20 protein-coding genes and 3 riboswitches are annotated in these 20932 nt (G+C 74.4%); of the genes, 5 read left to right on the top strand and 15 right to left on the bottom strand.

What is annotated here, in order from left to right:
- Positions 1-143 precede the first annotated feature (143 nt).
- The 5 genes from AB0873_RS17435 to AB0873_RS17415 form a co-directional block, all read right to left on the bottom strand.
- Positions 144-728, bottom strand: coding sequence for a copper resistance CopC family protein (locus AB0873_RS17435; protein WP_366600738.1), 585 nt, complete (start codon positions 726-728; stop codon positions 144-146).
- Between the two features lie 20 nt (positions 729-748).
- The gene (locus AB0873_RS17430) at positions 749-1951 is read right to left on the bottom strand and encodes a Dyp-type peroxidase (protein ID WP_366600811.1); all 1203 of its coding nucleotides are present in this window, start codon (positions 1949-1951) and stop codon (positions 749-751) included.
- Between the two features lie 23 nt (positions 1952-1974).
- Positions 1975-2568 (bottom strand): copper chaperone PCu(A)C, encoded by a 594-nt coding sequence (locus AB0873_RS17425; RefSeq protein ID WP_366600737.1) that lies wholly within the window; start codon positions 2566-2568, stop codon positions 1975-1977.
- 97 nt (positions 2569-2665) lie between these two features.
- Positions 2666-3418, bottom strand: a complete 753-nt coding sequence (locus AB0873_RS17420; protein ID WP_366600736.1) for a zf-HC2 domain-containing protein — start codon at positions 3416-3418, stop codon at positions 2666-2668.
- Positions 3419-3487: 69 nt separating this feature from the next.
- A complete protein-coding gene (locus tag AB0873_RS17415; RefSeq protein ID WP_366600735.1) occupies positions 3488-4054 on the bottom strand; it encodes a sigma-70 family RNA polymerase sigma factor in 567 nt (188 codons plus the stop codon).
- A 133-nt stretch (positions 4055-4187) separates the two neighbouring features.
- Between AB0873_RS17415 and AB0873_RS17410 the strand changes: the two genes are divergently transcribed.
- Positions 4188-4802: a superoxide dismutase gene (locus AB0873_RS17410; protein WP_366600734.1), complete on the top strand. Its 615-nt coding sequence runs from the start codon at positions 4188-4190 to the stop codon at positions 4800-4802.
- Between the two features lie 6 nt (positions 4803-4808).
- Complete coding sequence (locus AB0873_RS17405) at positions 4809-5078, top strand: superoxide dismutase (protein WP_366600733.1); 270 nt, start codon at positions 4809-4811, stop codon at positions 5076-5078.
- A 58-nt stretch (positions 5079-5136) separates the two neighbouring features.
- On the opposite strand, the gene AB0873_RS17400 is transcribed toward AB0873_RS17405, so the two are convergent.
- The 9 genes from AB0873_RS17400 to AB0873_RS17360 form a co-directional block, all read right to left on the bottom strand.
- Positions 5137-5760, bottom strand: a complete 624-nt coding sequence (locus AB0873_RS17400; RefSeq protein WP_366600732.1) for a LysE family translocator — start codon at positions 5758-5760, stop codon at positions 5137-5139.
- Between the two features lie 3 nt (positions 5761-5763).
- Positions 5764-6276, bottom strand: coding sequence for an acyl-CoA thioesterase (locus tag AB0873_RS17395; protein WP_366600731.1), 513 nt, complete (start codon positions 6274-6276; stop codon positions 5764-5766).
- 137 nt (positions 6277-6413) lie between these two features.
- Positions 6414-6561: riboswitch (cobalamin riboswitch) on the bottom strand.
- A gap of 61 nt (positions 6562-6622) precedes the next feature.
- Positions 6623-7588 carry an ECF transporter S component gene (locus tag AB0873_RS17390; protein WP_366600730.1) on the bottom strand — a complete coding sequence of 322 codons (966 nt, stop codon included), beginning with the start codon at positions 7586-7588 and terminating at the stop codon, positions 6623-6625.
- A complete protein-coding gene (locus AB0873_RS17385; RefSeq protein WP_366600729.1) occupies positions 7585-9216 on the bottom strand; it encodes an ATP-binding cassette domain-containing protein in 1632 nt (543 codons plus the stop codon). The genes AB0873_RS17390 and AB0873_RS17385 overlap by 4 nt, the downstream gene beginning before the upstream one ends.
- Positions 9213-10451, bottom strand: coding sequence for a CbiQ family ECF transporter T component (locus AB0873_RS17380; protein WP_366600728.1), 1239 nt, complete (start codon positions 10449-10451; stop codon positions 9213-9215). Before AB0873_RS17380 ends, AB0873_RS17385 begins: the two co-directional genes overlap by 4 nt.
- Entirely contained in the window at positions 10444-11355 is a 912-nt protein-coding gene (locus tag AB0873_RS17375; RefSeq protein ID WP_366600727.1) for a hypothetical protein, read from the bottom strand. The genes AB0873_RS17380 and AB0873_RS17375 overlap by 8 nt, the downstream gene beginning before the upstream one ends.
- Positions 11352-12806: a cell wall anchor protein gene (locus AB0873_RS17370; RefSeq protein ID WP_366600726.1), complete on the bottom strand. Its 1455-nt coding sequence runs from the start codon at positions 12804-12806 to the stop codon at positions 11352-11354. The genes AB0873_RS17375 and AB0873_RS17370 overlap by 4 nt, the downstream gene beginning before the upstream one ends.
- 137 nt (positions 12807-12943) lie before the next feature.
- A riboswitch (cobalamin riboswitch) is annotated at positions 12944-13082 on the bottom strand.
- Between the two features lie 87 nt (positions 13083-13169).
- Positions 13170-13655, bottom strand: a complete 486-nt coding sequence (locus AB0873_RS17365; protein WP_366600725.1) for a hypothetical protein — start codon at positions 13653-13655, stop codon at positions 13170-13172.
- A gap of 35 nt (positions 13656-13690) precedes the next feature.
- Positions 13691-14734 (bottom strand): peptidase, encoded by a 1044-nt coding sequence (locus AB0873_RS17360; RefSeq protein WP_366600724.1) that lies wholly within the window; start codon positions 14732-14734, stop codon positions 13691-13693.
- A 95-nt stretch (positions 14735-14829) separates the two neighbouring features.
- Positions 14830-14968, bottom strand: a riboswitch (cobalamin riboswitch).
- 122 nt (positions 14969-15090) lie between these two features.
- On the opposite strand from AB0873_RS17360, the gene AB0873_RS17355 reads away from it, so the two are divergent.
- The 3 genes from AB0873_RS17355 to meaB are packed head-to-tail and all read left to right on the top strand — an operon-like array spanning position 15091 to position 20227.
- Positions 15091-16947 carry a methylmalonyl-CoA mutase family protein gene (locus tag AB0873_RS17355; protein WP_366600723.1) on the top strand — a complete coding sequence of 619 codons (1857 nt, stop codon included), beginning with the start codon at positions 15091-15093 and terminating at the stop codon, positions 16945-16947.
- Positions 16947-19166 carry a methylmalonyl-CoA mutase gene (gene scpA, locus AB0873_RS17350; RefSeq protein WP_366600722.1) on the top strand — a complete coding sequence of 740 codons (2220 nt, stop codon included), beginning with the start codon at positions 16947-16949 and terminating at the stop codon, positions 19164-19166. The genes AB0873_RS17355 and scpA overlap by 1 nt, the downstream gene beginning before the upstream one ends.
- A gap of 2 nt (positions 19167-19168) precedes the next feature.
- Positions 19169-20227 carry a methylmalonyl Co-A mutase-associated GTPase MeaB gene (gene meaB / locus AB0873_RS17345; RefSeq protein WP_366600810.1) on the top strand — a complete coding sequence of 353 codons (1059 nt, stop codon included), beginning with the start codon at positions 19169-19171 and terminating at the stop codon, positions 20225-20227.
- On the opposite strand, the gene AB0873_RS17340 is transcribed toward meaB, so the two are convergent.
- Complete coding sequence (locus AB0873_RS17340) at positions 20154-20900, bottom strand: hypothetical protein (protein ID WP_366600721.1); 747 nt, start codon at positions 20898-20900, stop codon at positions 20154-20156. The two genes, meaB and AB0873_RS17340, sit on opposite strands and share 74 nt — an antisense overlap.
- Positions 20901-20932 lie beyond the last annotated feature (32 nt).

The following is a 20932-nucleotide window of genomic DNA, read 5'->3' as shown; positions in this document are numbered from 1 at the left end:
GTAGTTGACCTTGGTTTCGATGAGTCGGCGAGGGCCGGGTTCGTGTCGGCGGCAGCGACTGGGCACGGCGGGACGGGCTGCCAGCAGCGGGACGCCGGGTCCCGGTATCGGCGGGTGCCGGCGGACGGTGCCGCCGGTGCGGGTCAGGACGATCGGGACCGTCGGCGTACCAGGGCGACGGCTCCCGCGACGACCACCGCCGCCAGGAGGATCCCGCCGACCAGGACCACGGCTCCGGGGCCGTTGTCGGAGTCTCGGGAGGCGGCGGCCGGGCTGGCCGACGGGGCGGCCGGGGCGGAGGTGGCCGGGGTGGGCGGTGCGGTCGCCGCGGGGCCGGCGGTGGGGTCGGCGACGGTGAACCGGTACGAGCCCTGCACCGGGTGCCCGTCGGCGGAGACGACGCGGTAGGCGACGGTGTAGGCGCCGTTGGTCAGAGCCTGGTCGATGGTGATGGCGCCCTTGGTGCCGGTGACGGCTGGTTCGCTGGTCGGCACCTTCTGCTGAGCGGCGTCGGACAGGGTGATGGTGGTGAACGACGGGTTCAGCTTCTGCATGAACTCGAGCGTGATCTGCGTCGGCGGCTCGGTGAGCCGGGCGTCCTTGGCCGGGGTGGCGGCCTTCAGGGTGTTGTGTGCGGCGGCCGGCGCGGCCGGTACGAGCAGCAGTGCCGCCACGGTCAGCGCGGCGGCGAGGCCGGCGACTGTCGGCCGGCGAACCTTGGTGCGCATGTCTCTCCTGATGGGTGTGGTCAGCCGAGCAGTTGCTGGCCGATCCAGCCGCCGTCGGGGCAGCCGGGTGGGATGGCGAAGACGGCGGAGCCGATCGGGGTGGTCCACTCGTTGAGCAGGTCCCGTTCGGCGAGGCGCCGCTGGATGGGCAGGAACTGCTCCGCGATGTCCGTCTGGTAGGAGGCGAAGATCAGTCCGCTGTCGGCGGTGCCGTCGGCGGCGGGTACGCCGTCGTAGTTGTAGGGGCGGCGGAGGATCTTGAGCCGGTCGTCGGTGACGTGGGCCCGGGTGAGGTGGGAGAAGTCCGGGATGACGGTGAGTCCGTCGGGGCCGAGGGCGGCGAAGTCGGGTTCGTCGTGTTCGGCGGTGCCGGTGAGCGGGGCGCCGGTGTCGAGGCGGCGGCCGACGGCCAGTTCCCGGTCGGTGCGGCCGAGCAGGTCCCAGGTTTCCAGGTTCATCGAGATGCGGCGGACGACGAGGGTGGTGCCGTCGCGTAGCCAGTCGGGGCCGTCGGTCACCCAGACGGCGCTCTCCAGCGGGCCGCCGGGTTTCGGGTTGGCGGTGCCGTCGAGTTGGCCGAACAGGTTGCGTTGCGTGTGGCCGGGTTCGGCGCCGGCGGCGCGGCGGAAGCCCTGTTGCACCCAGCGGACGGTGGCGAACGGCCGGCTGTCCTTGACCAGCACCCGTTGGGCGTGGGCGACGGTGAGCGGGTCGTCGGCGCAGATCTGCAGCAGCAGGTCCCCGCCGGACCAGCGGGGCTGGAGCCGGTCGATGCGGAAGGACGGCAGGTCGGCCACCGACGGCGGTCGGCGGTCCTCGAGGCCGGCGGCGCGGTAGAGGCCGGGCCCGAAGCCGAAGGTGACGGTCAGCCGGGCCGGCAGTAGCCCGAGTTCGGGTTCGGTGTCGGCGAGGGCGGGGCGGCCCTGGGTGAGGCGGGCGGCGTCGTCGGAGAGCAGCCGCAGCATCCGCCCCAGCGTGGCCCGGTCGGTGCCTGGTTTCAGGGTGAACGCGACGAACGCCGCGTGCGCCTGGGGTTCGGTGGCGATCCCGGCCTGTCGGGTGCCGTGGAACGGCTCGACCGTGGTGCCGACCGCCGCCACCGGTACCGGGTCGGCGGGACGCACGACGGGAGTGTCGGAACGGGCGGCGGTGGCGGCGGCGGCGCCGGCGAGCGTGCCGCCGGCGGCCAGCGCCCCACCGGTGAGCAGGCCACGCCGGCTCACCCGGTGGGGCGTCGGCGTGCCGGTCACGGCGCCGGGCTGGGGCTGGCCGAGCCGCCCGGCATCGGCTGGCCGTGACCGGGGGCGTAGCTCTCCTGCGCGCCGGTGAACGGCTTCGCCACCGCCGTGAACGTCTGGGTCCGGCCGTCGGCGAAGGTCAGCGTGAAGGTCAGCTCGTCACCGGCCTTCACCGGCTGCTTGAGGTCCATCAACATGAGGTGGTCGCCGCCGGGCTGCAGCACGTGCTCGCTCTTGGCCTTGATCACGACGCCGCTCTGCTTGGCCCGCATGACCATCTTCCCGTCCTTCATGGTCATCTCGTGCAGCTCCATCGGCGACACCTCGGTCGCGGCGGCGGTGATCGTCACGTCGCTGTCCCCGTCGTTGACGAGGGTGCCGAACGCGGCGGTCATGCCCGTGTCGGCGGCCTTCACCCACGGATCGCGGATGCCGAGCACACCCGCCGCCGTGCTGGCCGACGCCGCGGCCGTCGGCGACGCGGTGGGCGTGGCGGACGACGAGTCGTCCGACGATCCGCAACCGGCGACGGAGGTGACCAGGACGGCGGCGGCGAGCAGGACGGCCGGGCGCAGCCGACGGCCGGTGGTGATGGTGGGCATGGAGGATCCCCTCGGAGGTCGGGTGTCTTCGAGTGGTCGGATCCGCGCGGGCGGGAGTTCCCGTCGGCGCGGTAACTTTCGTCACATATCCCGCAGGTCACGCTGCCGTGTCCTGGCGGTGGTGGGCGGAGCCCGGGAATGGCGGTTGCAGCAGCCGCAGGCTGGGGGCGGGGGTCTCGTCCTCCGTCAGCCGCCACCGGCTCTCGTCCCGGCGGGCACGGCCGGAGGGGGCACCCGGCCCTGTCCGGGTGCGGGACATGGCCACGACGACGACGTACCCGGCGAGCAGGAAGGCGTGGCTGACCAGCCGGGTGGGATCCACCCGGCCGGTGGCGAGATCGTTGACCGACAGCAGCACCAGGGTGCCGACGAATGCGGACAGCATCGGCACCAGTCCGGTCGGTGGGGTACGCCGGGCCGCCACGAACAGGAAACCGGCGCCGACCGCGATGTTCCACGCCGCCGACTCGTGCCACAGATGCCCGGAGGACAGCGGACCGCCGGCGTGGACGTGCGTGCTGGCGGCACTGCGGCCCACCTGTGCGAGGCCGAGCATGAGCTGCAGCACACCGATCAGGCCCAGCGCGGCTCGCAGGCCCACCGTGATCCGGTGCGAACGGCGCCACCACGGCGTCGGAGCGGGCAGGGCGGCCAGCACCACGTCGGTGAGGTCGACACCGTCGGCGCTGAGCGAAAGCCGGGCACGCCGGGTCACCGCGGCGGCCCGGTCGTACCACGCCCGGCAGCCCCCGCACCCGGCCAGGTGGTCCTCGGCCGCCAGCCGCTCGGCCGGGCTCTCCTCGCCGTCGAGCTGGGCCGACAACACCTCACGCCACTGCGCACACCCCATGTACCAGTAGTCGGCCGACGCGCCTCGTTGGTTCCCGCGTCTCGGCGCGGGCGGGCAGGTCAGGGATGCTCACCCGGCGGCGTCGTCCCGCCTGCGCCACAGTTCGGCGGGCTGCGCGGCCACGGCGGCGATCAGGTCCTCGCGGGCCCGGGCCACCCGGGAGCGGATCGTCCCGACCGGGCAGTCGCACACTTCGGCCGCCTCGGCGTACGACAGCCCGAGCACCTGGGTGACGACGAACGCCTCGCGCCGGTCGTCGGGTAGTGCGGCGATGAGCTGCTCCAGCGCCACCTGCCGGTCGAAGCCGCTGCGATTCGGGTCAGCCGTGTCGTGGGAGTCCGACAGGGGGACCGTGCGGGGACGTGACATCGCCATCCGCACCTGGTCCACCGCGACCCGACGGGCGATGCCGAGCAGCCAGGTGCGCGCCGAGGACCGGCCCGCGAACGACGGCAGCGACCGCATCGCCCGCAGGTACGTCTCCTGCGCCAGATCGTCGGCCTCTTCAGGGGAGGCCAGCGCGGCGAGGAAGCGCCGGACCTGCGGTTGCGTGGCCCGGACGAACGCGCCCGCGGCGTCGCGGTCACCCCGACCCGCGGCGAGCGCCCATGCGGTGACCTGCGCCTCGTCCGTCACCCCGGCACCTCCGTGTCGCCCGCCCTGAGGTGATCACGACGGCGTGTAGTAGTAGCCTCACCACGACACGGCCGGTTCTGTTGCAAAATACTGGCAACAACGAAATGCAGGCAGCACCATCGGAGGAGACCGGATGGCCGTCTACAACCTGCCCGACATGCCCTACGACTACGGCGCCCTGGAGCCGGCGATGTCCGGGCAGATCCTGGAGTTGCACCACAGCAAGCACCACGCGGCGTACGTCAAGGGCGCCAACGACGGCCTCGAGCGGCTCGCCGAGGCCCGTGCCAAGGGCGACTTCACGGCGCTGGTCGGGCTGGAGAAGACGTTCGCGTTCAACCTGTCCGGGCACGTGCTGCACACCATCTTCTGGGGCAACCTGTCACCGGACGGCGGCGACCGGCCCGACGGTGAGCTGGCCGCCGCGATCGACGAGCACTTCGGGTCGTTCGACGCGTTCGCCGGGCAACTGTCGGCGGCGACGAAGAGCGTGCAGGGCTCCGGCTGGGGAGTCCTCGCCTGGGAGCCGCTCGGTCGGCGGCTGATCGTGGAGCAGGTGTACGACCACCACGGCAACGTCGGTCAGGGCTCCACCCCGCTGCTGGTCTTCGACGCCTGGGAACACGCCTACTACCTGCAGTACAAGAACGTTCGCCCCGACTACGTAGACCGGTTGTGGAACCTCGTCAACTGGTCGGATGTGATCGCCAGGTTCGACGCCGCCCGCGCTGCGACGCCGAAGATCTGATCCACCTTGGCTGACACCGCCCCGGCCGCGGCGGAGCTGGTCCAGCGCGCCGCCGGAGTCATCGCCGCACGACACCGCGGTGACCTCGCCGGCGCCGAGGAACTCCTCACCGCGTTCCCCAGCGAGCAGGCCCGGACCCTCGGCTTCTACCTGCTCGCCGACCTGGCGCTCGGCCTGGTCCGCGCCAGCACCGGAGAGTCCATGGACGACCTCGTGCGCGAGCTGTCCCTGCTGGTCGCTGCCACGGCCGGCCAGCGACCGCCGGCCGGGGACTGAGGGCAGGGGCCCGGAGCCGGTCCGCCGGCCCCGGGCCCCTGCTTGCGGCGGCCCTCTGTCAGCCGGCGGCCAGTCGTAGTCCGAGCGCGACGAACGCAACGGCGCAGATCCGGTTGATCCGCCGGGACCAGCGGCCGTCGGTCACCCGGCCGGCGAGCCGTCCGGCACCCGCGCCGAGGGCGATGTCGACGGTGAGCTGCACGGCCACGAAGAGCGCGCCGAGCAGCACCAGCTGGGCGGTGGCACTACCCGCTGACGGGTCGACGAACTGGGGCAGGAACGCCACGCTGAACAGGATCATCTTCGGGTTGAGCAGGTTGGTCACCAGCCCACGCAGGAAGGCCCGCCCGGTCCGGTCTCCCGGCTCCGTATCGGCGGTGACCGCCCCGCCGGCGCTGCGCAGCGCCCGCACCCCGAGGACGACCAGGTAGACCGCACCGATCCAACGGATCGCGGTGAACAACACCGGTGAGGCGGAGACGAGAGCGGCGAGTCCGCCGACGACCGCCGCGACGTGTACCGCCTCGCCCGCCGCCACGCCGAGCGCGGCGACCACCCCGGCTCGGGTGCCGTAGCGGGCGGCGTTGGCCAGGACGAACATCATGTCCGGGCCGGGGGTGACCATGAGCACGACGATCGCGGCGAGGTAGCCGGCGAGGGTCGCTGCGGACAGTCCGAGCACGCGTCAGCCCTCCCCGGTCCCGTCGAGCAGGGCCCGCCGCAGGGCCAGCCGGTGCTCGCGGCGGATCTCCGCCTCGCGGTAGCGGCGCCGGTCGCCGTCGGTCTGCGGCAGCAGTTGCGGCACGGCACGGGGCTGGCCGTCGTCGTCGACGGCGACCATGACCAGGTGGGCGGTGGCGACGTCGGTGGGTGGCACCGCCCGGTCCCACCGGTCGGCGGTCACCTTGACGGCGACCTCCATCGAGCTGCGTCCGGCCCAGGTGATCCGGGCGTCGACGTGGACCACGTCGCCCACCCGTACCGCTCGGAGGAACGCGGTCTCGTCGATGGCCGCGGTGACGGCCGGCCCGTCGGAGTGCCGGGCGGCGACCACTCCGGCGACGGAGTCGATGAGGTTGAGGATCCGGCCGCCGTGGACCGTGCCCATCAGGTTGGTGTGGTGCTGGTCCATGATCTGCGACAGGGCCAGGTGCGACGCCGACGGGGGTCGGCCGGCGAGTGTGGTGGTGTCGTGCACAGGGTCGTCCGTCCTCGGGAAGCACGCCGCTGAACCCGTCGGCGCGCACGTCGAGGAACACGCTGTTGGCGTGTCACCCGCCCGACCCGCCCGCGAGGTCGACGGCAGCGCACACACCTCGTGTGCGCAGCGCGGGCAGGTCTTCGGACTCGCGGGCGCGACCGGGCTCGGCCGGTCTCCTACTGGCCGTCGCTTCCCGGACCTCGTGGTCCAGTGCGTGATGACGGCGGTCGTTCCCACTCACCGCTGCGGGGCAGTCCCGGATTTACACCGGGTTCCCTCTTACGACGCCCGACCGGGCACGGCCGGGCGAACCAGCGCCACCGGTTACCCTACCTGGTCACCGTCACCCGGTCGGCCGTCCCAGCGCCGGCTGTGAGCCACCTCCCTGGCTGCTGGCACCAGCCGTCCCAGCCGCCCCGCCGGGTGACGGTCGAGCGGGGCCGGTCGAATGGACCGACGTGCCTGCCGGGGGCCCCGCCGGCCCTGCTTCCGGCCTGATCGAGGGCCGCTGATCGGGTGCGGCGAACGTTACGGGGGCGTCAAAGGCGGCCCGGCGAGCGGCGCGGCGCAGCGCGGCGAGCACCGCTGGGCCGGCGAGGACGATCGCCACGGCGGTGGTGATCGCCCGTCCGGTGTCCCAGCCGAAGGTTGAGGTCACGGCGGTGAAAACGGCGAAGCGGTGCAGGTTCTCCAGTACCGGGGCGCCAGCCACGTAGGACAGCTGGGTGTCCGCGCCGGTGCTGAACGGCCAGAACCACAGGTTCATCAGCAGCCCGTAGCCGTAGGCGGCGAGCGCGCCGTACCCGGCCAGCACGGCGGTCTCGGCGCGACCCCGCAGCCGGGCCGGGAGCAGGCCGGCGCCGAGGCCGACCCAGGATGCGGCGAGCATCTGAAACGGCAGCCACGGTCCGACCCCGGCGGTGAGCAGGGCGGACGCGAACAGCGACGTCGAGCCGAGCAGAAACCCGAACCCGGGTCCGAAGACCCGGCCGGCGAGAACGAGGAGGAAGAACACGGTCTCGATACCGGCGGTGCCGGCGCCGAGCGGGCGCAGCGCGGCATTGACGGCCGCGAGCACCCCGAGCATCGCCAGGGCCTTGCTGTCGATGCCGCCGGAGGTGAGTTCGGCCAGGACGAGCGCCACGAGCACCGGAAGCATGACGACGAAGACCAGCGGCGCCTCACCGGCGCGGGCGGTGGCCTCCGGATGCGCCGGAATGAACAACGGCCAGGTGAAGGTGGCCAGCGCCGCGGCCGACGCGAGCGCCAGCACCACGGCGGTACGCGGAGCGACCCGGAGTACGCTCATGCCGGCTCCCGTGCCGGTGCCACCGCGGCGGCGACCTGCTCCACCGTCAGCCACGGCGCCGGGGCGAGCACCTTGGCCACCTGCGGGGCGAATGCCGGTGAGGCGAGCATGACCTCCGCCGTGGTTCCGTCGGCCACGATCTCGCCTTCGGCCATCACGATCACCCGGTCGGCCAGCGCCGCGACGAGCTCGACGTCGTGCGTCGCAACCACCACGCTGCGCCCGGCGGCAGCCAACCCTCGCACGATGGCGGTGAACTGCCGCTTGGCGAGATAGTCCAGACCGCGGGTCGGCTCGTCGAGCAGAACCACCGGCGGAGCCGCGGTCAGCTGCACGGCGAGCGCGAGCGCCAACCGCTGCCCCTCGGACAGATCTCGCGGGTGCCGGTCGCCGGGCAGGCCGGGGGTGAGCTGGTCCAGCAGGGCGCGGCAGGTGCCGGCCGGCACCCCGGTCTCCCGGTCGGCCTGGTGGCACTCGGCGTCCACCGTCTCCAGGTAGAGCAGGTCTCCCGGGGTCTGCGGGACCAGTCCGACGTGGCGGCGGGCCCGGTTCGCCGGCAGGGTCTTCGGGTCGACGCTGCCCTGGGGGCTGGGCACGGCGACCGTGCCGCCGTGCCGGGGGCCGCTGCCCTGCACCGCCCACAGCAGGCTCGACTTTCCGGAACCGTTGCGGCCCATCAACGCGGCGACCCGGCCGACGTGCAGGTCGAGGTCGACGCCGGCCACGGCGACCGTGCCCGGATACCGTACGACAATCTTGCGCGCGCTCAGCGCCGCTGCGCTGTCGGGGGCCGGCGCCGGCTCCGCCGGCCCCACCTCGGCGAGCCGCTGGCGCAGTTCGGCCGCCCGGCGACGGGCGTCGCGCACCGACAGCGGCAGCGGCGTCCAGCCGGCCAGCCGGCCCAGCTCGACCAGCGGCGGGGCGAGGTCGACGTCGGCCAGCACCGTCGCCGGTGGACCGTCGACGACTCGGCCGTCGCCGGGCAGGTACAGCAGGCGATCGGCGTACTGTACGACCCGTTCCAGCCGGTGCTCGGCCAGTATCACGGTGACGCCGAGGTCGTGCACCAGCCGGGTGACCGCGGCGAGGACGTCCTCGGCGGCGGTGGGATCCAGGGCGGAGGTGGGTTCGTCGAGCACCAGGACCCGTGGGTGGCTGGTGAGCACGGCACCGATGGCGACCCTCTGCTGCTGCCCGCCGGACAGCGTCCGCAGTGGCCGGTTGCGCAGCTCGGCGATGCCGAGCAGGTCCAGTGTCTCCTCCACCCGCTTGCGCATCACCGTTGGCGGCAGGGCGAGCTGCTCCATGCCGTACGCCAGCTCCTCCTCGACGGTGTCGGTGACGAAACCGGCCAGCGGGTCCTGGCCGACCACGCCGACGACCTCGGCGAGGTCGCGGGGCGGGTGCCGGCGGGTGTCCCGGCCGTCCACGGTGACGGTGCCGTGCAGCGTGCCGCCGGTGAAGTGCGGCACCAGCCCGTTGATCGCCCGCAGCAGCGTCGACTTGCCCGCTCCGGTGCGGCCGGCCACCAGGCACAGCTCGCCCTCCTCGACGCGTATCGTCACGTCGCTCAGCGGCGGCGGGCCGCCGTCGGTGTAGCGGACGGTCACCCGGTCGAACGTGATCATGCGTTGCCTCCCGTCGCAGGTGCCCGGGAATCGGTAAGGCGGGCCGCTTCCGTCCCGGCGGGAACCGGTGGACCGGCCGCCGGCGGGCGGGCGGCGCGGGCCAGCGGTGGTGCGGGTGCCAGCCAGGCCGGGAACGCTGCGACGGCGACGGCGAGCAGCATCAACGGGGTCAGTTCGGGCCAGGTGAGCGGGCTGACCGGAGGGTAGAGCAGCTCCGGGTCGGCCTCGCCGGCGAGCACGGTCAGGATGGCCGTGGCCATCCCGCAGCCGGCCACGAGCAGCTCGGCGGGACGCCAGTGGTCCGGTCGGTAGCGGCTGCGGCGGACCCGGCGGCCGGCCAGCAGCATGCCGGCCACGGCCGCGGTCAGGCCGGTGAGGAGCATCGGCAGGCCCAGATAGCCAGGTCCGGTGGTGTCGAGCAGCCCGTAGGTGCCGGCGCAGACGCCGACCAGTCCGCCGAGCACCAGCGTCCCGGTGGCAGTCCGCTGCCCGGCCGGCACCGCCTCGGTACGGCCGTAGCCGCGCGAGTCCATCGCCGCCGCGAGGGCCAGGGACCGGTCCAACGCATCGGCCAGCACCGGAAGAGCGATCCCCCGCAGCGCCCGCATGCCCCGCCCGGACGCGCCGCGCAGCCGTCGCGCCCGGCGGACCCGCAGCACGCTCTCCACCAGTTGCGGGGCGACCGACAGCGCGACCACCACCGCCGTGCCCACCGCGTACAACGCCCCGGGTACGGCCTTGAGCAGCCGCTTCGGGTTGGCCAGCGCGTTCGCGGCCCCGAGACAGATGAGCATCGTCGCCAGCCGTAGCCCGTCGTAGAGCCCACCGAGGACCTGCTCGGCGGCGACCGGCCCGAACAGGCGGATGCCCGCCGCCCACGCCGGCAGCGGGATCTCCGGCAACCGGACCAGGACGTGCTCGCCCTGCCCGCCGCCGAACACGATCCGGAACACCACCCGCATCGCCACGATCACCACACCGAGCCACACGTACATGCGGAACGCCAGCGCCCACGGGGCGTCGCCGCGCCGGCGGACGACCACCAGCGCGGCGACCGCGACGAGCAGGGCCAGCGGCAGCGGGTTGGTGGTGTGGCTGGCCGCTGTGGCGAGGCCGAGCGACCACAGCCACCATGCGCCCGGGTGCAGCCCCCGAGGCAGCCGTGCCGCCGGCCACCTGGCCGGCTGCCGACCAGCGTCGACAGCCGGCGAACGCTCGACCGGGGCGTCAGGCATCCGGGTCGGCGGCGCGCCGTCGCCGAGCGGCGACCAGGCCACCGGCGGCGAGCACGGCCAGCAGCAGCACCCCGGCCACCGTGCCCAGCGGCAGACCACCGCCGTCGCGGGGCGCGGCGACCTCCGTCACCACGGACTCGTCGGGTGAGCCCGTCGGCGCCGAGCCGGTGGCAGCACTCGGCGTCGCGTCCGGTGCCGCCATGCCCGGCGTGCTGGCGGCCGGTGACGTGTCGGCGGGAGTCGGGGGGCCGGAGGTGTGGTTCGGCTGGCCGGGCTCATCGGGTCGGCCGCCGCCGGCCGGCGGCGGTGCCACGGCCCCTCCTGCCGGTGGTGGCGCCACCGGCCCGCCACCTACGGGTGGTGGTGGAGGGGGCGGGGCCGGTGGCGACGCGGGTGGTGGCGGTGGAGGTGCGGGCCGCTTCGGCGCGATCCCCGGACGCGGCGCGTTGTTGGCGTTGCGGTTGAGGGAGAACGACCAGCCCTCGAAGCTGCCGGCCGGTGGCTTGCGGTTGAGCACCCCTTTGTCGCTGTACGTCCAGCTTCCGCCGTTCGGAGCGTGCCAGTACGACCAGTAGGCGCTGGCCGGCGGTGTGTCGACGCACTTCTCCGACTCGGCCGACGGCTTGCCCTCGATCCGGCAGATGAACCCCTCGCCCCAGCGCAGCGTGCCGGTGATCTGAAAGCCCGCGTTCTTGAGCGCCGCGAGACCGGTCGCCTGGGCGCCCCGCGCGCAGCGCACCACCGTCCCGCCGCCGAGTTCGTTGAAGTCGACCACGACGGTCACCCCGGAGGCGTCCGGGCAGAAGCCCGCGGACCCGGCGGCCGACGCCGGCGTGCCCGGGGCGACCACGGCGCCGGCGGCGACCAGGGCGACGATCAGCCCACGGGCGGCCCGGACATTCATGTCGCCCGCCGCCGGCCGAGCACGAGCAGCACCACACCACCACCGACCAGCAGCAGTGCGATCAGCACGTAGCTGGTGATCGCCGCGCCGGTGGTCGGCAGCCCGCCCAGCCCGGGGGCGGCCGGCGTCGTGCTCGGAGCGGCGGTGGTCGGCGCTGCGGTGGTGGGGGAGGGCGTCTGCGACGGGCTGGTCACGGTGGCGCTCGGCGTCGGGCTGGTGGTGGCAGTGCCGGTCGGCGTCGGCGATCCGGTGGGCGTGGGGGACGCGGTGGCGGTGGGCGAGGCCGTGCCGGTCGGGGTGGGCTCCGGGGACGTGGGCGGCGGGTCGAGGCCGATCCGGCCCAGTGGCACCTGGGCGAGCCCGAGCAGGGCCTGGGCGGTGGCCCGGCGCCACTGGTCCCGGTCGGTGTCGGCGATCCCGGTCGCGACGGCGGTCGTGAGCCCGTCGGTGTTGTAGGCGATGGCGCCCGCGTCGGTGGCGGCTGAGCCGCCGCTCGCCGCGGTCAGTTGCAGCGCGGTCAGCGCCCCTGCGGCCCGGGCGGCCTCGGCGTCGCGTCCGGCGGCGGCGAGGGCCTGCCCGGCCAGGCCGGTGCTGTTCGAGTTCGCGCCGGTCGTCGGTCCCGAGCCACCGAACGACCCGTCGGTGTGCTGCTGGGCCACCAGCCAGTCCGCGCCCTTGCGCGCCGCGTCGGCCGCGCCGGTGGCGCCGTCCTCGGCGGCGGCCAGCAGCGCCTGCACGGCCATCGCGGTCGAGTCGACGTCGAGGGTGGCGTCCGGCTGCTCGTCGCAGGACGGCGAGGGTCCCTCCGCAGTGTCCGGGTAGAGCCGGAAACCGCCCGCCGCGCACTGCTGCCGGATGAGGAAGTCCACGGTGTCCGGTGACACGTCGCCGCTGCGGGCCAGGCCCAGCACGGCGAAGGACTGGTCGAACGTGTTGCTGGCGTCCGGGCCGCTGTCGGCGGTGGTGCGGCTGGTGATCCGTCCCCGCTGGTGTCCGGCGTCCGCTCCGGCGATCAGCGACAGGGTCTCCGCCCGCAGGTCGAATCCGCCGAAATCCGTGGGATCGGCTCCGGCGGCGGAGGCGGCGTAGAGCAGCTTCGCGGTCGCCCCGCCGTCGGTGAAGCCCTCGATGCCCCAGTCGTCGTAGCTGTTGTAGGACCGCACGTGCTTCGCGACCTGCGCGGTCGCCGCCTGCCGGGTCGGCGTGGCCACGCCGGTGGCGGACATCGCGAGGATGCCGTCGATGGTCAGGCCCCAGTCCTGGCCGCCGAACGGGCCGGGCAGCGACCCGTCGGTGAACTCGTCGGCCAGCCAGGACGCGGCGTCGCGGGCGGCGGCTGCGTGGGCCGGGGCGGGTGCCGCCACCACGGTCAGCGGGGCGGCGGCGATCACGGCGAGAGTCGTCGCCGCGGCCGCGCCGAGGCCGGTGGCGAGACGCCGGGACAGGGGCATGAGGGGTGCCTTTCGCAGAGCGGTCGGTGAAGGCTCCGGAAAGCACCCCGAGGAATGACACCCCGCTCCGCGTTGCTGCGGTGAGCGGGGGTGGACGGACCTCGGCGGCCCGGACTTCACCCTGTAGACCTCGACAGTGGAAGCCGCTCGTCCCGGGCGGGGCATTCCGGCTCGCGAAGAGGTTGTTCGCTCACGGTTGCGGGTCAGCGCCGGCTTCTACCGGCTTCCCCCCGCACGGGACGTATGCAGTTGTGTGCCCGGCGTGCACCGGGGTGCCGACACCGTACCGCCCGAGCGCGCGACGACGCCAGAGCGGCGGCCGGCACCCGGTGCGCCGCTGGTCACACCACTGGTGCCGGCGCCTCAGGGAGCGGCGATGCTCGGCGGGGCCCCCGCGCCGAACGACCAGCCCTCGACGCTGCCCGGCGCCGGGTTGTAGCTGGTCGCGCCGGAGGTGCTGTAGGACCAGGCGCCGCCGCTCGGGGCGTGCCAGTACGACCAGTACGCGGTGGCCGGCGGCGTGTTGACGCACGGCTCGGTCGCGGCGGTGGGCTTGCCGTTGATCCGGCAGATGAAGGCCAACCCCCACCGCTTCGTGCCGGTGACGGTGAAGCCGGCGCCCTGCAGGGCGGCCAGGCCGGTGGCCGGGTCCCCCGGGGCGCAGGCGACCTGGACGCCGCCGCCGAGCGCGGCGAAGTCGACGACCACGGTGACCCCTGAGGTGCCGACGCAGGCCGCGGCGTGTGCCGCCCGGGGCGCCGGCTCGACGGCGGTCAGGGCGACGGCGGCGACGGCGGCGGCCAGCAGGCCGGCGAGCCGCGTGCGGACGGTGGATCGGTGACGGAACACGGGTCCTCCTGGAATCGGGTGAGCGGCCGGACGGGTCACGGGCAGGCGGGGACGGGGGCGCCGGGAGCGTCACCGGCGGCGGACAACCGGGCGTAGCCGGTGCCGGTCAGACCGAGGACGGCCTGGGCGGTGGCGCGGGCGGCGGTGTCCGGGTCGAAGGCGCCACCGTCGAAGTCGACCGCGCCCCGGTCGGCCGGCGCGCCGGGGCAGCCGACCTGGAGCCCGGCCAGGAACGCGCGAGCCCGCGCCCAGGCCAGCGGCCGGTGGCCGTCGCGCAGCGCCTGCGCGGCGAGCCCGGTGCTGTTGGCGTTCGGGGTGCCGGCCGCGTTGGCGAAGCTTCCATCGGCGCCCTGCACGGACACCAGCCAGCGCAGCCCGGCGGCGGCGTCGGCCGGCCGATCGGCGGCGCGCAGCGCCTGCGCCGCCATCGCGGTGGCGTCCACGTCGGACGTGCAGACCGGCTGAGCAGGGAGCACCGGGTAACCGCCGTCGGGGCACCGGGTACCGGCCAGCCAGGCGGCCGCCGCCGCGGGCACACCCTGCGCGGTGCGGTGCAGGGCGAGGATCGCGAAGGACTGGCTGAACGCGTTGCTGTAGTCACCGAAGGCGGACCGGTCGGTGAACCGTCCACTGGGCGACTGCAGCGAGCGCAGCCGGGCGATCAGGTCAAGTCCGCCGACGTCGGTCGGGTCACCGCCGCGCACGTCGACGGCGAGGGCGAGCTTGGCGGTCGCCCCGGCGTACGCCTCGGTGGTGCCGTCGCCGAGGTAGCCGTCGCGGATGTACGGCCGGGTGACCCAGGCGAGGGCGCGCGCGCCGGAGTCGTCGGCGACGCCGGCGGCGGCGAAGGCGAACACGGCGTCGAGGGTCAGCCCCTGGTCGGGGTAGGCGACGCCGTCGAAGACCACCTCGAAGCGTTCCCCGTCGACGAGCTGCCGGGCGAGCCAGCCGGCGGCGGCCTCGGGGCGGCTGACCCCGGCCCGCTCGGGTGCGGCGGAGGCCGGTGTGGCGAGGGTGAGAGCGGCGAGCACGCCGCAGAGCAGGGCGAGCAGGCGGTGCCGGCTCAGGCGTACGACCATCGGAAGCGCCTTTCCGGCCCGGTGGTCGTCAGAACCCGGACGACCGCCGTAGCGCGGTCGGCCGGGACTCCGACCCGTGGGCCACGACGGGTGGGAAGCGGATTCGCGCGTACGCCGGGTATTCGGGCTTGCCGCCGGGTGTCTGCACCTCGACGGCCTACCGTTGCGGGCCAGCGCCGGACTTCGACCGGACTTCCCCCGCACACACACGCGTTCGTTGAGTTGTCGCGCCAGTCTGGTCCGACGCGAACGACGATGTCAATCAGCCATCAGGCGGACACGCGACGTGACGGCAGGCGGAGTTGACGTTGTCACATCCCGACGACGTCCCGCCCGTCCGCCCTTACCATCCCGGCATGACGGTGCCGTCAGAGACGCTTCGCCTCGCCGCCGACTTCCCGGCCGCCCCGCACGAGCAGTGGCAGCGGCTGACCCTCGGGGTGCTGCGCAAGGCCGGCCTCGCCGGCGAGGACACCCCGCCCGAGGCGGTCGAGGAGCTGCTGGCTCGCCGGGGGTACGACGACCTGGCACTCGCGCCGCTGTACACGGCCGACGATCCGACTCCGTTCCCGGGCCCACCGGGGCTGTTCCCGTACACCCGGGGCGGGCGGGCGACCGGCGCCGTGGTGGCGGGGTGGGACGTCCGGCAGCGGCACGCCGACCCGGACCCGAAGGCGACCGGCGAGGCGGTCCGCGCCGACCTGGAGAACGGTGCCACGTCGCTGTGGCTGGTGCTCGGCGAGGGCGGCGTGCCGGTGGCCGGGCTGCCGGCGGCGCTGGAAGGTGTCTACCTGGATCTGGCCGGGGTGGTGTTGGACGCCGGTGCCGCCACGGTCGAGGCGGTGCCGGAATGGTTCGCACTGCTGGCGGAGCTTGGCGTGCCGGCCGCGGAGGTGCGGGGCAACCTGGGCGTGGACCCGCTCGGGTGGCGGGCGCGGACCGGGCAGCGATGGGACGGCCCGGCCGGCGAGTGGGCCCGCCGGTGCGCGACCGGATTTCCTGGCCTGCGGGCGATGACGGTCGACGCGACCGGCTACCACGACGCGGGCGGCTCCGACGCGCAGGAACTCGGCTGCGGGCTGGCCACCGGCGTGGCGTACCTGCGCGAGCTGACCGACGCCGGGCTGGCCGTGCCGGCCGCGCTCGGGCAGCTGGAGTTCCGGTACGCGGCCACCGCCGACCAGTTCGCCACCATCGCGAAGCTGCGTGCCGCCCGCCGGCTGTGGGCCCGGGTGGCGCAGGTGTGCGGGGCGCCGGAGGCGGGCGCGCAGCGCCAGCACGCGGTGACCTCCACGGCGATGATGACCGCCCGCGACCCGTGGGTGAACATGCTGCGCACCACCCTGGCCTGCTTCGCCGCCGGGGTCGGTGGCGCTGACGCGGTGACCGTGCAGCCGTTCGACGCCTGCCTCGGCCTGCCGGACGGCTTCGCCCGGCGGATCGCCCGCAACACGCAGTCGCTGCTGCTGGAGGAGGCGAACGTCGGCCGGGTGGTCGACCCGGCCGGCGGCTCGTGGTACGTCGAGCGGTACACCGAGGAACTGGCCCGGGCGGCCTGGGCGTGGTTCACCGAGATCGAGCGGGCCGGCGGGATGGGCGCCGCGCTGGACAACGGCCTGGTCGCCGACCGGCTCGCCGCGACGTGGCAGCGACGGACGGAGAACCTGGCGCACCGCCGGGATCCGCTCACCGGTGTCAGCGAGTTCCCGAACCTGGAGGAGCGGCTGCCGGTCCGCCCGCCCGCGCCAACCGGGCCGGGTGGCGGGCTGCCCCGGCACCGGTACGCGGAGGCGTACGAGACGCTGCGGGACCGGGCCGACGCACAGGCGGCGGCGACCGGCGGCCGGCCCACGGTGTTCCTGGCCACCCTCGGCCCGCCGGCGGTGCACAACGCGCGGGCCGGTTTCGCCGCGAACCTCTTCGCGGCCGGTGGGATCGCCACCGTCCGCCCGCCGGCCGGCGACGACGACCCGGCCCGGCTCGCCGCCGAGTTCGCCGCCAGCGGTGCGACGGTCGCCTGCCTCTGCTCCTCGGACCGCTCGTATGCGGAGTCCGCGGAGCCGGTGGCGCGTGCCCTGGCTGAGGCGGGCGCGGTCCGGGTGTGGTTGGCCGGCCGGCCCGGCGGCCATCCGGGTGTGGACGACTACCTGCACGCGGGCTGCGACGCCGTGGCGGTGCTGGAGACGACGCTGCGTGACCTGGGGGTGGCGTGATGGACGCTCGGATTCCCGACTTCTCCGGCATCGAGCTCGGCGATCCGCTCGCCGGCGCCGACCTCGGTCGGTGGCGTGCCGCCGTGCGCGCCGAGACCGGCGGCGAGCCGGACGCGCTGAGCTGGCAGACGCCGGAGGGCATCGGCGTAGCGCCGCTGTACACCGCGGACGACCGGGCCGGGCTGGACTTCCTCGGCACGTACCCGGGTGTCGCCCCGTACCTGCGCGGCCCCTACCCGACCATGTACACCACCCAGCCATGGACGATCCGCCAGTACGCGGGCTTCTCGACCGCCGAGGAGTCGAACGCCTTCTACCGGCGCAACCTCGCCGCCGGTCAGAAGGGACTGTCGGTCGCCTTCGACCTGCCGACGCACCGGGGCTACGACTCCGACCACCCGCGGGTCGCCGGGGACGTGGGCATGGCCGGGGTGGCGATCGACTCGATCTACGACATGCGGCAGCTCTTCGACGGCATCCCGTTGGACCGGATGAGCGTTTCGATGACGATGAACGGCGCGGTGCTGCCGGTGCTGGCGCTCTACATCGTCGCGGCCGAGGAGCAGGGGGTGGCACCGGAGCAGCTCTCCGGCACCATCCAGAACGACATCCTCAAGGAGTTCATGGTCCGCAACACGTACATCTACCCGCCGCAGCCGTCGATGCGGATCATCTCCGACATCTTCGCCTACACCTCGGCGCGGATGCCGCGGTTCAACTCCATCTCCATCTCCGGCTACCACATCCAGGAGGCCGGCGCGACCGCCGACCTGGAGCTGGCGTACACCCTCGCTGACGGGGTGGAGTACCTGCGCGCGGGACGCGACGCCGGGCTGGACGTGGACGCGTTCGCGCCGAGGCTGTCGTTCTTCTGGGCGATCGGCATGAACTTCTTCATGGAGGTGGCGAAGCTGCGCGCCGCCCGGCTGCTCTGGGCCCGGCTGGTCCGCGACTTCGAACCGAAGAACCCCAAGTCGCTCAGCCTGCGCGCGCACTGCCAGACCTCCGGTTGGTCGCTGACCGCCCAGGACGTGTTCAACAACGTGGTCCGTACCTGTGTGGAGGCGATGGCCGCCACCCAGGGGCACACCCAGTCGCTGCACACCAACGCCCTCGACGAGGCGCTGGCCCTGCCGACCGACTTCTCGGCCCGGATCGCCCGCAACACCCAGCTGGTGCTCCAGCAGGAGTCCGGCACGACCCGGGTGATCGACCCGTGGGGCGGCAGCGCGTACGTCGAGCGGCTCACCCACGACCTGGCCGCCCGCGCCTGGCAGCACATCACCGAGGTGGAGGCGGCCGGCGGGATGGCCCGGGCCATCGACGAGGGCATCCCGAAGCTGCGGGTCGAGGAGGCGGCGGCGCGCACCCAGGCGCGGATCGACTCCGGCCGGCAGCCGGTGATCGGCGTCAACAAGTACCGCCCCGACGCCGACGAGCCGATCGACGTGCTCAAGGTCGACAACCGCGCGGTCCGCGCGCAGCAGGTGGAGAAGCTGCGCCGGCTGCGCGCGGACCGGGACGAGGCGGGGTGTACGGCGGCGCTGGACGCCCTCACCCGGGCGGCCGGGGCCGCGCTCGACGGCACCCGGGGCCCGGGGCTCGACGGCAACCTGCTGGCCCTGGCGGTCGACGCCGCGCGGGCCAAGGCCACCGTCGGGGAGATCTCCGACGCGCTGGAGAAGGTGTACGGCCGGCACGCCGCGCAGATCCGTACCATCTCCGGGGTGTACCGGGACGAGGCGGGTGCGGTGTCGGCCATCGAGCGGGTCCGCGCCGTCACCGCGGAGTTCGCCGCCGCCGAGGGGCGCCAGCCCCGCATCCTGGTGGCCAAGATGGGCCAGGACGGCCACGACCGCGGCCAGAAGGTGATCGCCACCGCCTTCGCCGACCTCGGCTTCGATGTCGACGTGGGCCCGCTGTTCCAGACGCCGGCCGAGGTGGCCCGGCAGGCGGTCGAGGCCGACGTGCACATCGTCGGCGTCTCCAGCCTGGCCGCCGGGCATCTGACCCTGGTGCCGGCGCTGCGCGACGAACTGGCCGCCCTGGACCGCGACGACATCATGATCATCGTGGGGGGTGTGATCCCGCCGCAGGACTTCGACGCGCTGCGCGAGGCGGGCGCGGCGGCGATCTTCCCGCCGGGCACGGTCATCGCCGAGGCCGCGCTGGACCTGCTCGATCAGCTGTCCCGACGGCTCGGCCACCCGGCCGCGTGAGCATGCGCGCTCCCGCCGTCGAGGCGTACGTCGAAGGGGTGCGCGCCGGCTCGCGGGCCTGGATCGCCCGGGCCATCACGCTGGTCGAGTCGACCCGCCCCGACCATCGGGCGGCGGCGCAGCGGCTGCTGGTGGAGCTCACGCCGCACACGGGGGGCGCCCGCCGGGTCGGCATCACCGGGGTACCCGGAGTGGGCAAGTCGACCTTCATCGACGCTCTCGGCAGTCGCCTGACCGCCGACGGGCACCGGGTGGCGGTGCTCGCCGTCGACCCGTCGTCCACCCGAACCGGCGGCAGCATCCTCGGCGACAAGACCCGGATGGCCCGGCTCGCCACCGACCCGGCGGCGTTCGTCCGGCCCTCGCCGACCGCCGGTACCCTCGGCGGCGTCGCCAAGGCCACCCGGGAGGCCATCGTGGTGGTCGAGGCCGCCGGCTACGACGTGGTCCTGGTGGAGACCGTCGGCGTCGGCCAGTCCGAGACCACCGTGGCGGAGATGGTCGACTCGTTCCTGCTGCTGACCCTCGCCCGCACCGGCGACCAACTCCAGGGCATCAAGAAGGGCGTGCTGGAACTCGCCGACGTGATCGCCGTCAACAAGGCCGACGGGCCGCACGCGACCGACGCCCGCCGCGCGGCCCGCGAACTCGCCGGGGCACTGCGCCTGCTGCACCCGCCCGACGGTGGTTGGCAGCCCCCGGTGGTCACCTGCAGCGCCGTGGAGGAGACCGGCCTCGACGAGGTGTGGCGGCAGATCCGCCACCACCAGGACACCCTGGCCGCCTCCGGCGACCTCGCCGAGCGCCGCCGCCGGCAACAGATCGGCTGGGTCTGGGCGATGGTCCGGGCCGAACTGCTCGACCGACTCCGCACCCATCCCACGGTGCGGGCGCTCGCCCCGGAGGTGGAGCGGCAGGTCGTCGACGGCACGCTCACCCCGGCACTCGCCGCCGAGCGGCTGCTGGCCGGCTTCGCCGAACCACCCGTCACACCGGACACACCACCAGACCGGTCGGAGTCGGACAGCGGTAGCGCCACTCGCCGGCCGTCGTCCGGCTGAGCATCGGCGCGAGCAGCCCCAGCAACCGCTCGGCCACCGGCCCGGGCAGCGCCCGCCCGGCCAGCCGCCGGACCAGGTCGGCGTCGTCGGTGCCGGTGACGGTGCGGACACCGGTCACCATCCTTACGTCGGCCGTCAGGCCCAGTTCGGCAAGCACGCCGGCGATGAGCAGGTGCCGCGGCGGCTGCCTGACCACCGGCCCGCCGGTGAGCGCCGCGAGGACCTGCTCGTGCGGGGCCAGCGTGCCGGCGTCGTCGACGCAGAGCAGCAGCCGGTCGGCGTGCACCACCATCGCGCGCAGCGCCGCCAGGAGATCCTGGTGCCGGCGCAGCGCGCCGGCGCTGACCACCACGTCGTGGTGCGCGACCGCCGCCTCCGGCCAGCGGGCCGGCACGCTGTCGACGGTGACGCCGCGCCGGTCGGCTTCGGCCGTGACCCGAGCGAGCCGTTCCGGCGACGGGTCCACCACCGTGACGTACGCACCGGCCGTGGCCGCCTCCACCGCGAACTGGTCCGCAGCGATGCCGAGCACGGTCTCCCCGGGGCCGATGTAGGAGACCAGCTCCCGCATCACGCCCTCGTCATGTGCCGGTCGGGTCCCGTCCGGCTCCGCGCCCGCCACAGCGTGCCACGCGTCGGCGAATCCATAGCCCAAGGTGGTCGAGGGTGTCATCTGCCTGAGGTTCCTTCCTCGAGTCCGGCACT

This window comes from Micromonospora sp. NPDC047707, assembly GCF_040704235.1.
Classification (GTDB): domain Bacteria; phylum Actinomycetota; class Actinomycetes; order Mycobacteriales; family Micromonosporaceae; genus Micromonospora.
The sequence above is the reverse complement of the archived record's forward strand: the minus strand, read 5'-3'. Positions and strand labels throughout refer to the sequence as shown.